This window comes from Pseudomonas sp. HR96 (genome assembly GCF_034059295.1).
GTDB lineage: Bacteria > Pseudomonadota > Gammaproteobacteria > Pseudomonadales > Pseudomonadaceae > Aquipseudomonas.
In genome coordinates, this window is sequence record NZ_CP139142.1 from 135,794 (window position 1) to 149,622 (window position 13,829).

11 protein-coding genes are annotated in these 13,829 nt (G+C 48.9%); 2 read left to right on the forward strand and 9 right to left on the reverse strand.

Annotated features, from left to right (window positions below; all coding sequences use genetic code 11):
* Positions 1-10: 10 nt before the first annotated feature.
* The 4 genes from SFA35_RS25725 to SFA35_RS25740 all read right to left on the reverse strand — a co-directional run bounded on the left by SFA35_RS25725 (position 11) and on the right by SFA35_RS25740 (position 3,174).
* A complete protein-coding gene (locus SFA35_RS25725; RefSeq protein WP_320579398.1) occupies positions 11-1,195 on the reverse strand; it encodes a GAF domain-containing sensor histidine kinase in 1,185 nt (394 codons plus the stop codon).
* A gap of 229 nt (positions 1,196-1,424) precedes the next feature.
* Positions 1,425-1,781 (reverse strand): response regulator, encoded by a 357-nt coding sequence (locus SFA35_RS25730; RefSeq protein WP_320579399.1) that lies wholly within the window; start codon positions 1,779-1,781, stop codon positions 1,425-1,427.
* 1 nt (position 1,782) lies between these two features.
* Positions 1,783-2,367, reverse strand: a complete 585-nt coding sequence (locus tag SFA35_RS25735; protein WP_320579400.1) for a sensor histidine kinase — start codon at positions 2,365-2,367, stop codon at positions 1,783-1,785.
* A gap of 24 nt (positions 2,368-2,391) precedes the next feature.
* On the reverse strand, positions 2,392-3,174 hold the full coding sequence (locus tag SFA35_RS25740; RefSeq protein WP_320579401.1) for a hypothetical protein: 783 nt from the start codon (positions 3,172-3,174) through the stop codon (positions 2,392-2,394).
* Between the two features lie 652 nt (positions 3,175-3,826).
* Here SFA35_RS25740 and SFA35_RS25745 point away from each other — a divergent pair.
* On the forward strand, positions 3,827-4,963 hold the full coding sequence (locus tag SFA35_RS25745; RefSeq protein ID WP_320579402.1) for a sensor histidine kinase: 1,137 nt from the start codon (positions 3,827-3,829) through the stop codon (positions 4,961-4,963).
* Between the two features lie 158 nt (positions 4,964-5,121).
* Here SFA35_RS25745 and SFA35_RS25750 read toward each other — a convergent pair whose 3' ends face one another.
* The 3 genes from SFA35_RS25750 to SFA35_RS25760 form a co-directional block, all read right to left on the reverse strand.
* Positions 5,122-5,478 carry a response regulator gene (locus SFA35_RS25750; protein ID WP_320579403.1) on the reverse strand — a complete coding sequence of 119 codons (357 nt, stop codon included), beginning with the start codon at positions 5,476-5,478 and terminating at the stop codon, positions 5,122-5,124.
* A gap of 421 nt (positions 5,479-5,899) precedes the next feature.
* Complete coding sequence (locus tag SFA35_RS25755) at positions 5,900-6,379, reverse strand: response regulator (RefSeq protein ID WP_320579404.1); 480 nt, start codon at positions 6,377-6,379, stop codon at positions 5,900-5,902.
* Positions 6,380-6,502: 123 nt separating this feature from the next.
* Positions 6,503-8,053 (reverse strand): sensor histidine kinase, encoded by a 1,551-nt coding sequence (locus SFA35_RS25760; protein ID WP_320579405.1) that lies wholly within the window; start codon positions 8,051-8,053, stop codon positions 6,503-6,505.
* A 1,046-nt stretch (positions 8,054-9,099) separates the two neighbouring features.
* On the opposite strand from SFA35_RS25760, the gene SFA35_RS25765 reads away from it, so the two are divergent.
* The gene (locus tag SFA35_RS25765; protein ID WP_320579406.1) at positions 9,100-10,080 is read left to right on the forward strand and encodes a tyrosine-type recombinase/integrase; all 981 of its coding nucleotides are present in this window, start codon (positions 9,100-9,102) and stop codon (positions 10,078-10,080) included.
* A 40-nt stretch (positions 10,081-10,120) separates the two neighbouring features.
* On the opposite strand, the gene SFA35_RS25770 is transcribed toward SFA35_RS25765, so the two are convergent.
* The gene (locus tag SFA35_RS25770) at positions 10,121-12,400 is read right to left on the reverse strand and encodes a hypothetical protein (RefSeq protein ID WP_320579408.1); all 2,280 of its coding nucleotides are present in this window, start codon (positions 12,398-12,400) and stop codon (positions 10,121-10,123) included.
* Entirely contained in the window at positions 12,348-13,430 is a 1,083-nt protein-coding gene (locus tag SFA35_RS25775) for a metallophosphoesterase (protein WP_320579410.1), read from the reverse strand. The genes SFA35_RS25770 and SFA35_RS25775 overlap by 53 nt, the downstream gene beginning before the upstream one ends.
* Between the last annotated feature and the right edge of the window lie 399 nt (positions 13,431-13,829).

The following is a 13,829-nucleotide window of genomic DNA, read 5'->3' on the forward strand; positions in this document are numbered from 1 at the left end:
GTCTGTGGATTTATGAGATCGGGAATCTTGCCACAAAGCAGGTACCTGTCTCAGGCGTCGAAGTAACGCTGAGTGTCCCTCTATGCCCTTTTACAATCTCAGATGCGATATACAAGCCAAGGCCCAAGCCTTCCCCACGTCCGGCCTCGGACGAGCGGGTAAACGGTTCGAAAAGTAGAGGCAACAAGCTTTCCGGTATGCATGGGCCCTGGTTGGTCACCGACAGAATGAGGTGGTCCTCTTCTGTCATCGCCATTACCTGTATCGGATGATCGCGGGCTCCGTGTGTGACCGCATTACCTAACAGATTCGAGAGCAACTGCCCCATTCTGCTGCCGTCGCAAAAAACTCTAGACGAGATAGAGACAATTTGATTAATCACGATGCCGGGATGGCTTGCAGTGATCTCATTTATTACCGCTATGAAAATGCTATCCAAATCGTCATGCAAGGCCAATTTGACCGGAATGCCGCCGCCCAATTTTCCGCGAGAAAAATCAAGGACATCTTCAATCAAGGCACTCATGCGCTGCGAGCTTTTTCTGATCGCCGATGTAAGCGTACGCTCACGATGATCTGTCAGCTTGGCCTCGAGCAAGTCAGCGCTCATGCGAATCGCACTCAGGGGCGAGCGCAAATCGTGCCCTAGCACGGCTATGAATTGCTCACGAAGGCTGCCAGTCTCAATAGCATTAAGCAAAGCCATCTCCTTGCTCATGAAAGCATCCTGGACGTCGAGCTGAACGGCAATCAGTTGTGCAAAAAGCGCTAGGGTTTGTGAGACTGAAATTTCGTCAAATAGGGCTGGAACTACGTCGATAGCGCAGAGTGTGCCAAAAAAATCTTCATTTGACCTGATGATTGGAATGGACACATAGCTTTCCAAGGCATATTTTTTTGCGGTGGGGTGACGCGAATAAAACGGATGCTCACTGGCATGTGTAAAAATAACTGGCTGCCGATGCTGCCGAATTTCATGACAAATTGTCGTTTGCAGTACTAATTCCCCACCTGGTTTTAGCCCAAAATTTATCGAATCATCAACTGCACAAGCGACCCATCTAGTATCAGTGACGCGTGCGACGGCCGCAAATCTCATTCCGGTGATGTGTTTCACCATTTTGAGAATAAGGGGTACGGCATCGATATTGGCGATGGTGTTGATATCCCGCGAGAAATCGCAAGCATTAGGCATGAGTTCGCCGTCTGAATATGGAGGTGGTGGATTTGCCTAGATCGCGCAGTAGCTGAATCGGTGACTATACAGCGACATGGTTGGCTTCCTCTACCCTTAGGCCTGCACGCAGCCTGCTACGGTTGGCTACCTGTGTGCCCGCGAGCTAGGAGGTTATGAACAATACTGTCACCTTCAAACTGTGCCAAAAAGCCGGGTATCCAGTTTTTTCAATGCAGATATAGTCAGTCTAGACCCCGGATGCCGTCAGGCGCTGACGGATGACTTGGTCAAGTTGGGCCATCGAAAAAGGCTTGCTGAGGACGGGTACGGTACATAACGATTCTTCCAGACCCGCAGCGCCGTAACCGCTGGCAAACAGAAACGGAATACCGCGTTTGGCAAGCGCATGGGCAATAGGAAATGAGACCTGGCCGTTTAGGTTGATGTCCAAAATAGCTAGGTCAAAGCTGACAGACTCGGCTGCTGCAAGCCCTACCTCAAGTCGCGCGCCAATCCCCACAACTTCATGCCCTAGCTCGGTGACCATGTCCTCAAGCAGCATAGCTACCAACGCCTCGTCCTCAACGATGTAGACGCGACTCATGCTAACTTGCCATTGTCAGCGGTGCATTGATGACACATCTGACTCCTTCGCTTGCAAAAAACAATGAAGCCTCTCCTTCAAGTTCTGCTGGAAGCCCGCGCTGAATCAATCGACTCCCGAAGCCGCTACGGATTGGCGCAACGACTTGCGGACCACCTCTTTCCCACCATGAAAGCTCCATCCACATAGGTGCTTCACCATAGACGCGCCAGCTTATGTTGATAGACCCCGATGACGTCGATAATGCTCCATATTTGATAGCATTGGAGAGCAGCTCATGGGTCCCCATCGCGATCGATAACGCCTGCTTAGGGTCCAAGCGGAGCTCTGGCCCGTCAAGATGGATTCTATCAACCATATCCAGCGCCTGCGCTTGAATCGCTTGCAATAGGACTCCATTCAATGAAGCACCAGCCCACTTCTCTCCGTTGAGAAGATCATGCGCCTCGGCCAGTGCCACCAGCCGCCCCGTGAATGCCTCTCGGACAGATACCGGTACATCGGCGCCACGCAGCGTCTGATAAGCTAGTGATTGCACGATCGATAGCGTGTTTTTTACGCGATGATTCAACTCGTTGATCAACATTTGCTGGTGGCGGCGGGCTGTTTCCTAGCCTGCCAAAGCCTCGCGCAATAATTGCCGGTCGTCATGCTCCTGGCGTAGCAAAAGCAATTCACGATGCAGTTGAGTCGGTAACTGCGCGTGGGCAGCATCGGAGACGTCAAGCAGAAGTTTCGCCAAATGCTCATGCGCAACGAGCATGGCTGCCATATCCGCCTCGAAGGTCAGTTCCTGGTGGGTCAACGTCCAATAGTGCGCAGTGCGAATGAACGCTAGGAAGGCGGTCAAAATTTCAAAATTCGTCCCTCCGATTGCCGTACGAACTGCTTTTGCCGCTTGCTGGGAGCAACCGGGCTGCACAAACATCACACTGGCAGCCGCAAAAATATCCTTTTCTTCTCGGGTTTCCATGGCAGGCATCTGGGTGAACCTGGTGAGGTTCAATCGTGCATAAACCTCGTCCAGCTCCTCAGCCGGAAGCATCGCTGGCTGGTTCAACAACCTGACGGCTTGCTCGATGGTGTGTGGTATCGCGGCAGGGTCTCCAGCAGGGTTGCCTTGGCCAATCAAGAACCCTACATGCCGCACTATGCAGTACCGAACCTCACAAAATCGCGACAGGTGTACGAACAGGCGTTCTTTGAACACGGACGGCAGAGGGTTATCCAGGTAGCCAGACCTTGCGAAGCTCCATAGCTCCTGGATCAACCCTGGCGCATCCTTGGCTGTCTGAAAGAAATTGGGCAGTAGTCCGAATCGACTCACCACTTCCGCTTTGAAGGATTCATCATTCAACTGTGGGGGAGATGTGACAGCCGTAACCTCAGACATTAACTGTTCTCACCGTTGCTCAAAGGCCAGAGCATGGCACGCGACCGAAGTGATAGCGCTCAGAGAATTTACCGAGTGAGTAGATAGAGATCAATCCAATGCATAGCAATATGCGTATACGCCTTGCAAGGAGGTGTCGATAGGGCGGCTCACTGCGCATGATCCATGCTTTCAACGGTTACCCTATCTGAAAGCACGCATAACGTGAAACACGAAAAATTCAATGAGCAGGAAACTCGAGCTCATCGCCTAACCTCAGCTAGCCACGAAGGACATAACGAGAGCTATTGCGGGGATTGGGCCGCTACGACACCGTGGGCCAGGCAGGCGTTCTGGATGCCGAACTGCAAGCCCAAGCGGCCCTTCGCAAGCGCGTCCTTTATGAAGTGGTTGTGCCATCAGGAATGTGTGAAACAAGCAGATCGCTCTCAGCGCAGTGACCAACGCCTTGCATCAGCAAGGGCTGGTCGAGCATAGGGTGCATTTTAGTCATGGTCTGAATGATCGATTTTCTGATTGAGGTGAGGATACCGATCAATTAACAGTATCTACCCCGAAGACATTCATGATTTCCCAACTCCATTTTTAATGTTTTACTGGGAGATCAACGTGCCAGTCTGGGTGCTTGGCCTAATTTTCCAGGAGAGCAGCCATGCGCTTGTCTCGTTTCTTGATCGAAAATATCGAAGCCATTGTTCATGAATGGGAAGATTTCGCACGAACCATGCCCACCCTCGGAACACCTCTCGATGCTGAAGCACTGCGTGATCACGCAGCCACAATGATCCGAACGATCGCCACCGATCTGAGCACAGAGCAATCTGCTCAACAGCAAATCGAAAAGTCACACGGACACCGTCCTTCTCTCTTTGAAACGCCGGCTAAATCCCACGCCGTCAGTCGCTTGATGATGGGATTTTCGATTAACCAGGTTGTAGCTGAATTCAGAGCCTTGCGTGCAAGTGTATTGCGTCACTGGATGAAACAGGTCAAGCATGATGAACCGTCTGAGGTAAACGACCTCGTCCGTTTCAACGAAGCGATCGATCAGGCTCTAGTTGAATCCGTTGCTAGCTACAGCGAAGCGGTCAAAGCCTCCCATGACATTTTCCTAGGGGTGCTGGGCCACGACTTGCGGACCCCCTTGAGTGCAATTATGTTGAGCGCCGACGGATTGTTGCGAACCGATGCGTTGGGCGCAAAGGTCGCTAAAGCGGCTGAGCGCATCTGTACGAGCGTAGAACGTGCCTCTGCTATTGTTGGCGACCTTCTGGACTTCACGCGTGCACAGCTGGGCCCGGGAATACCCGTACATCGAACATTGATCAACATCGCGCCAGTGTGTGAACGGATCGTCGACGAATGTCGAGCGGTGCACCCTGGTGCGCATTTGATATTGAACTCAGTTGAGAATGTTGAAGGAAAATTTGATGGAGCACGGCTTGAGCAGATATTTTCGAATTTGATAGGCAACGCACTGCAGCATGGTAAAGCAAAATCACCTGTAACGATCACGCTCCGGGGCATAAATGATGTCCTAGAGTTTCGTGTTCATAACAGTGGTGACCCTATTCCTAGCGGGCGCATCTTAGGTCTCTTCAACCCAATGGGGCAATATCATCCGCAAGTTCCCCTTAACCATGGCCCACAAGCAAGCATAGGGCTAGGCTTATACATCGCGGCTCAGATCGTGGCAGCCCATGATGGCATCATCAATGTGACTTCAGACGAAGATCACGGAACCGAGTTCGTTGTGAAGATTCCTCTGGCTGGGAATGACCCTGCCTGATCCAATTTAAATAAGTTTATGACTAGCATCTGGTTTTCTTTTTATTCAGTTAAGCAGCTGACTGCTTTATACAGATTTAAACTTGCCATCATAGAGGAGAACCCGAGAATGTAAAAGATATAACGTCATAGAACCTCCTTAATCCAAAGTGCAAAAAATTATGGCAAACGCTTTGTCACAGTTTCAAACAGGATGTCCAAACTCCATGGTTTGGCTATAAAGGTTGAACAACTGGGAAGTTGCTCAGACTTTAATACACAATGTCCTGAGGTTAAAATTACAGGCAAATCGGGCCATCGTGCCCAGATCAGATTTGCCAGTTCCAACCCATCTAAGTGACCGGGCATCCGAATGTCAGTCAAAACCAGATTTATCAAACTGGTCCCCTCTAATACAATCAAGGCATCGTCGGCACAATCGCATTCAACCACCTTGACCGGAATCATTGACAACGCGTCAGCAATCAGCATTCTCAGCGTAGCGTCGTCTTCGACTAAAAGCAAAGTAGAGCTCACAGCCCTTACCTCAGTATTAATTCATATACTGCTATGAAATAATACTCATAGAAACGTTCAAAAACGTCTGTAAAAAGCCGATGTATGGTAAAAAAACTAACTTAGCCGCAGCTCCATGGTTAGAGAAATGACTACCATAGTCCAAATTTTTAGCACCACGCATATTTTTTTGAAACACTGGATTATGACTGAAAAATATAAATATTCCACAAGGATTTGTTTGAACTGGATATTACTAAATTCATTATATGCCAAGTCAACAGGCCTGAAAAAATGAAAATGCAAACTGTATTGACGTCAGAAATAGTAGGCGTTTATTTAAAATAATACCTATGAAGTCAATCCCACACGACTGATTGGCCAACCACCAGAAAATTACCAGCTTTGAAAAGCTCCTCCAAACCGAAAGCAACACGACAAGTCATATACATATTATATTTTTATAGATCGTCAACGTTATTTTTTCCATCACTGAAGCTCGCAGGAAATTCGTTATTAATTGCCCAAAAAAACCAAGCACACGAATTGCGCGCACAAAATCGCCAAACGACATCGGCTTCACCACGTATGCATTCACACCCAGTTGATAGGCATTTCTTACGTCTGGTTCCTCGGTCGAAGTGGTCAGCATCACAGTGGGGATATATTTAAGGTTATCCGATTTCTGCATCTGTTCGAGGACCTCAAGCCCATTGACCTTGGGCAATTGTAAGTCCAGTACGACTACGGCAGGATTGCCTGGGAGTCGAGAAGCGAAAATGCCACGGCGGTGCAGGTAATCCAACGCCTCGGCACCATCTCTCACAATGATCACCTGGTTGGCTAACTGGCAGCGCTCCAGCGCAATCATCATAAACTCGAGATCCCGATGATCATCTTCTACCAGTAAAATCGGCTTCATCCCAGGAAGCTCCGACACAATCCTCTAACCTCCGAAAATTTTCACAGCCTAAACGCAAACGCCCTGATTAAACAGTAAAAACAAGCAGGGCGAATACCATCCCCACGAACTAGATTCAAGGCTTTAGAGCTTGAACCGAACGCGAATGGTGCTGGTCTTGGCGGTACGATCCACCATGATCCCCTGAGCTCCGTACCCGGAATAGCTTTTGATCAGCCTCATCCCCAGCCCGCTACCGTTCGGCTCGGGATAGCTTTCCGGAAAGCCGCTGCCCTCATCAGTGACAGTGATAACAGCTTGCTCACCTTCTTTTCGGAGGCTGACACCTATCGTACCCTTGCCATACTTTAAAGCATTCACTACAAGCTCGGAAATGACGAGGCCTATAGGAGCTATCCGCTCCTCGGGCAGAGGAAAAGGGTCGGCGTCCAATTCAATCTTGCGGTCGCCAAATGCTGCGCCCATATCCAGAAGCAAGGCATGGAGGTAATCCTTCGCGAGTACGCCATCCTTATCCGCATTTTGATACAGCCGCTCATGAACGGCCGCAATGGTCAGGATGCGGTTCGCCGCCGTCTGCAGCTGCAATTTGACCGATTCTTCTACCGCTACGTTGGCTTGAAGCAGCAGCAGAGTGTTGACCAGTTGCAGGCTATTTTTTACACGATGATGAATTTCTTCGAGATGCAGCTCACTTTGAGAGAGCTTCGTGTTCTGCACGTCAATCAATGAAGCCAGTCGAGCCTCATGCTCATGACGCTCAGTGATGTCCCGAGAGACGGCAATGATGTTCTCAAGCTGACCCTGCTTGTCCAGAATTGGCGATACGGTGACATCCCACCAACGGGGTTCACCTTTAGCTGTGGGGCAGAACGACTCGAAGCGCACGGACTCCCGATTGCCTGCACGGTGTATGGCATCGGCAATCGTCGGCTTTGAATCTTCGGGCCAGAGTTCTATCCAGGGCTGTCCTGCAATCTCATCCAAGGAGTCGATTTGCATCCGGCAGAGACCTGCCTCATTGAAAAATTCGACTTTTCCCGCCGAAGAGAGAATTTTGACGCAATCGGGACTGGCGTTTAAGACGCTTTCAGAATAGCGATTCGTCTCGGTTTTCTCGCGATTTACCGCAACGCGCTCAACTGCCATGGATATGACGTTGGCCAGTCCCTCGAGAAAGACCAGGTCGCTTTCGATGAAATCCTCTCCGTCCTGGCTGTCCACTTCCAAAACGCCGTAAGGGGCGGACATGCCGCGTACCGGAACATTAATAGCACGCTTAATGCCATATTTCTCCAGCAGTGAAGGCGTACGAAAGCGATGCTCTTGGCCCAAGTGGTTGGAGATGACTGGACGATCAGTCTTGAATGCATAACCTGCCGGGCTGGCGTCATCTGCACCGACCAAAGCCGTCCCTATATCACCCGCATCCCACCCTACCCCATAAGCGAGCAGGAAATGGTCTTGCTCAGGTACCAGCCTGAGCAGCTTCGCGAATCGGCTGTTCATACCGGATGCCGCGGCCTGACACGCTTGGGTGAGCAGCCCATCCAAATCGGGCATGCGAAGTGACTTGACCCCAAAATCGACCACAATCTCGTGTTGCTTACGAAGGCGGGCGTGAGAAATCTGCAGAGCTGCGCGAACGGTATCTTCGGGCGAGGTGACTGACATACGGAGTCCGAGTGGGCTGACCAAGATAACTGCTGGTGCATAGCGAGCACAGGCTGATGCAATTCATAGATTCATGCCTTAGCGAAACCTATGTGCGTCAGCGAATGTGATGCAAAAGCAGGGTGGGTTGTTCTACTATTTTTTGGACGTTGTGAAGCTTCTGCTCGCGACTCCTGTTCTGGCCGTGGGCAGGGCTCAATGCCAGGGCAATTCAGGCAGACAAACGCTGCACATTCGGCCTCTGGCTGGCGAGAAACCTCGACCATCGTGCGGACAGGCGACCATCATCCTCGACCATCAAAACGGACAAGGGGGTCCTTCTGCGCGGTAAACAAATGATTAGGATCGGTACGTTTGGAGCTTCGAACCCAAATCCGCAGATGATGCGAAAACTCAAGCCTGGGCACAAGTCGTTCCAGACGAATCGGACGCGCGGACGGCTCGGGCACTCCTTTGGCCGAGCCGACCGGACCGCCCTGATTCTAATCTGGAAGACGTATCAACGGTGCGTGCGAACCTTTGCTGCGTAACTCGTTGACCGCATACAGGACGATAAGCCTAAATTGCACAGAATTGTCCAGCTCGTGTTGAGAGAGGTTTCGCTCAACCTCCGCTGGTACCGACACATCTATAAGGCGCAGTGAAAATTTTCCCTCGTTGTCGTGAAGTTCATATTTGATCGGGGGGTCCAGACTTTCAAGGACATGCTCAATGGAACTCATCACTCGCCTCTCACGCTGTAGTTTTTGTACACAGTGAGAATAGCCAACGTCTGGCGTGACCTGGTTTGCCGCGACACGTGGCAGTTTGCTGGCTTGGTCTCAACACACGCTGATTACTCCAAATGCACGTGCATCTTGCTGTTGAGAGCTGCAGCGGCTGAGCTAATTCGTAGTGATTTAGATATCCATCAGTCATAGAAAAACTGAAAGACGAGGGGCCTGTGGGTCCACTGAATTACTGGAGATAAAAACCGCTATCACCAGTAACTCGCGAGTCAGGTTTTGTGGCAGGCTGGACGGACATTTGGCGCAGGGGAGGGGAGCATGACGGAGGAAACGAACGCTCAAGCGGTGAGCATGGTCTTGGAGGGTGACGCGCGTCGGTTGACGGCCATCGAGTTTCAGCAGCTGGCCCGCGTGCCGGCGGCGACCGAGTGGTTTGCCAACATCGACAACCCGCGCACCCGGCGCGCCTACCAGAATGACCTGACCGATTTCTCTTCCTTTATAGGGCTCACGCAGGCAAACGAGTTTCGCGGGGTCAACCGGGCGCACGTGCTCGCCTGGCGCGCCGATCTGGAACGCCGGGGCCTGGCCGGGGCCACCATCCGCCGCAAGCTCGCCGCCCTGGCCAGTCTCTTTGATCACCTGCTCGAATCCAACGCCATGGCCGGCGGCAACCCCGTGCACGGGGTCAAGCGTCCGCGCATCGAATCGGGCGAAGGCAAGACCCCGGCGCTGGGCGATCACCAGGCGAAAAGGCTGCTCGATGCGCCCGACCCAACGACCCTCAAAGGCCTGCGCGATCGGGCGATTCTGGCGGTGCTGCTGTACCACGGGCTGCGCCGCGAGGAAGCCGCGCAGTTGATGGTCCACCACCTGGTGGAGCGCCGGGGCATCCGGCATCTAATGGTGCATGGCAAGGGCGGCAAGGTGCGCTATCTCCCGGTGCATCCGGTGGCCGCGGACCGTATTCATGCCTACCTGGAGCGTTCAGGGTACCACTTGGTGGACCCCAAGGCGCCGCTGTTCGTACCGTTGCGGCACTGGAGCAAGGGGGAGGGCGTCACGGCCAACGGCATCTACACCCTCGTCGAGGCCTACGCGAAGCAGGCCGGTATCCAGGTCGAAGGGCTGGGGGTGCATGGGCTGCGCGCAACAGCCGCCACCAATGCCCTGGAACATGAGGCGGACATTGCCAAGGTGCAGGTCTGGCTCGGGCATGCCAATATCAGCACGACGCGGATCTATGATCGCGGACAGAACCGGCCGGAGGACTCTCCTACCTACAAAGTGAAATACTGAAAGTTGTATCATCATAACTCAGCAGAGGCCTGAACATTCGTTAGGCCAGCTTCGGATTTTGCAAAAAGAAGGTAGTGGCGTTTTCGATTAGCACGCTGGATAAATTCTCATCAGCAATCAGATTTAGCTCAACCGCTCGATGAGCAACATAAATAAACCTTGTATCACTGCGTGTGTCTAGATTTGCGGGAATGCATGCTAGCAGCCTCACGAGGTAGTATTTTTCACTTCTATCGAAATTCATAATTTGTCCCAAAGCAGATGATCTAATGTATAGCTCCAGCAACCGATTAAAATCGCCTGATAACTCGCTAGCTTCCCAAAGCAAAGCGTGAATTCGCTCAAACAGAAATTTTGATCTCTGAATGTGTGCAAAGTGGTAACAGTCAATAAGGCTATTGATGTCAGTATTGCTGAGGGTTTGTCCAGATTCGACAATCATCTCTGCCATATCTACAGTATTTCTTATAAAATTCAGTGAGTCTCCATCATTTTGAGCCACCGCGGACGCATTTCTTAATAGGGTAATTTTTTGATCTTTGTCTCCTACTATTCTGATCAAGCAAGACTTAACATGATTAGCTAGCAAATAAACTTTCCGGGCTCTAGCATCGCGGGCGAGCTTTTCCAATTTTAGCACTTTTTTGTCATTATCACTTGCCAGTATTGAAATAAATCTACCGTGTAGTTTGCTATCATCACTGCAGTTAGCATTTTTAATCATATTTGAAATGATCATAGCCTCAGACTTACGACCAAGAAATATTTCGCAATAAGCCAATTCAATTGAAATTCTATGAGTTAGTGAAGGAGATTGAATTTCACCGACTTTTTTATACTGTATAATCGCATCGTGGTTGAATCCCTGCATTCTAAATGCATACATGTAGCACCGGCGAATCTCCTGAACGGGAGCTAGATGACCATGCTTGTCAAGCAGTGCGGATATGTCACCTAGTAGGTCAGTGACATGTCGGAAATTTAGTGTAGATGTCAATTTTGCGACGTAAAAAAATATTAGATCGAATACTTTATTTACCTGATCTGTGTTTTCAATATTTTCATCGGCTCGGACTATCAGCATTGTAAGAAGAAAACGAGCATTGCCCGCCATGACAGACCCAAGCCTGAGCTTATCTGATAGGAAATTCCCAGATAGCTTGTATTTTCTGGCCTCCCAATCAACTCCAAAATACAAGGCGGCTGATCTTAACAAATATCCCTCATAAGTAGATTTTTCCAGTTTTGGAAAAATACAATCACACATATATTCTCTAATCAACCGGACAACCGAAACAATTTTATATGGTTCTGGAGCGTATAAAGCTTCGCTAGCCAACGATTTCGCCACGACCAAACCCAGCTCTTCTAACCTGATTGCACATCTACCATTTAACTTTCTTTTCGGGTGGAAATACCTAATGTTATGAATGCTCTCTCCCATTGGGAAAAGTGAAAGCACAGTTAAAAGTTCAAAAGCGTCACTATCCTCTTCAAACAATTCATCTAACACATTTTTTAAATATTGAGGATAATAATCTCTTATCCTAGAGGCGCGTAATCTTGAAAGGTAGATTTCTGGCAGATCCTCATGCTGCCTAAGTTTAAGAAATTTATCGATCGCAACCGGAAGTCCTTCTGTATATAAAAATACGCTACCTGATACTATCTCATGATCAGAGACAAATTGGCCTAAACTATGCTTTTTTATGTAGCTTATACATTGCCCTTCGGTCAATGGTGGCAACGTTATCAAATGTGGACATATGAGTAGCGGCGTCTGGTAAGAAACGAGAATAACGATAGCACTTATGCATTTTTTTTGAATAAATTCAGCAATTGCAAAAGCTTCACTATGGAAGTCACAGTCCGTGCTGACTTCCATATTTTTTATTATGACTACTTTGATTCGAGATCTATTTATTCGGTTGCAGAACACATCAAGGTTTTCTCCAAATACAGAAACTCCGTCAACCAGCGGACTACCTTTCGCAACATAAACTGAAAAATCTGCTTCATAGACCGTTGCCTTCTCTAGCGCAAGATTACCCAAAGCTACTGTTATAAAATCAAGCCAAGCGGTTTCATAGGATGCTACCAACCATAGCAGTCGACTTTTTTTCAATATAATTGCTGCGAGATTTATTAAGGCGCCCCTACATCTCATATGTGGCAGGATTGGAGGTAACAAGCTAGCGGTAGGCTGAGCTTCATCTTCTACCCACGACAGCTCAACCGTTGGAGGATTAGATGACTCTGTGCTCAAATCATTTTTTTTTTGAGCTTCCGTTAATCGAGTAGTTAAACGGATACTCAACAAACAGCCCGTCTCCAGGAATTCTTCTAGTGTCTGGGCTTACCTTCCAGCCGCGCCCAGGGAGCGACTCTACTTTCCTTGGCCATATTCTAAGTAGTTGGCTTTCATCAATAATCTGACCAAAAATATAGCCGTGGTTTCGCTGTAACTCGCCATTCGCTCGATCCATGCCGAATAATGATGCAGCTTGTACTGATCTACGGATGTGTCCGTCACCATGGTCGATAGCTACTGTACTAATTTCATGCATATGCCCGTACAGATGTAGAGCAAAATACTTAGAAATAAAAATCTGATTATCAAACTCGACTTTGGACTTTGAAGACAACCAATTCGCAGGATGGTGGGTTACTAAAATATTGAAATCATGCGCAGCGGCCCATTCTCCAGGATTGTTTCCGGTAAGCTCGGTAAACTGCTCGGTAAAAATTTCTATTTTCCCTTTATAGTTTCCTCCTTGTACCTGCGACCAGGTAGAATTTAGACCTATCAGTCCTATCTTTAGTCCATTGACGTCAAGAGTTCCAGCGATTTCGCCTGGCATTACTCCTACCACTGTCGATTCAAGCAGCGGAATATTGTCTTGGCGAAGACTGTTAACAAAAGCTGTGTAGTTCTTAAATGCTTTTCTAATTAGTTTTTGATTATCAGAGCTAGCATTGAGAAAGGTCTTCTTGTACATTTCTACCCTTTCCCCGGCTTTTTCAATAGCCAGCGGCAATGATGATCCATCTTCAACTCGTTTTAAGTCGTGGTTACCTGGAACTATAAAAAATTTAGGATTGCTGCCCACACTATTAAGAGCTTCAAATATATTTCGGATTTCAAGCTTAGCTTTTTCGTATTCGGCTTTCTCCCCTTGCTGTACTAAGTCTCCGGAAAAAATTACAATGTCTACCGAATTTCCACTCAATACATGATTCTTTACATCATTCAAAATCTCTTCTCTCACCTGCGGCCACAAATGTTTTGTACCATTTGCGCCAATATGGTGATCGCTGATGTGTAGCCACCCAAATTTTCTATCAATCATTAACTACAGTCCCTTGTTTTAATTTCTAAACTAATTTATATTCTAAATATACTACTAAACCGTGGAGGGCAGCAACTGTTGCTTTAAGGAAGTCATTGCTGACCCTAATATGCACCCATATTCTGCAATCCGGTATTGTTTGCGACCCATTGAGATACTCCGTTGGTGTCTGTTCAAACTACACGTAGCGGCCAATTACAAGCCGATGCGACACTCGAGTCGTCAGCAAGCCATCGCGACGACAGGTTGAGTGGTTATTTTTTGGTTTATGAACGGGTAATGTCGGATGTTTTTTCTCGTTCGGTGGGTTCACGTGATGCCTCCTGTCGTCCTTACCGTCTTCTCGCTTGGGTTTTGGTCCAGGATTTATATCCAAAATCATACTTGCTCCTATGAGCC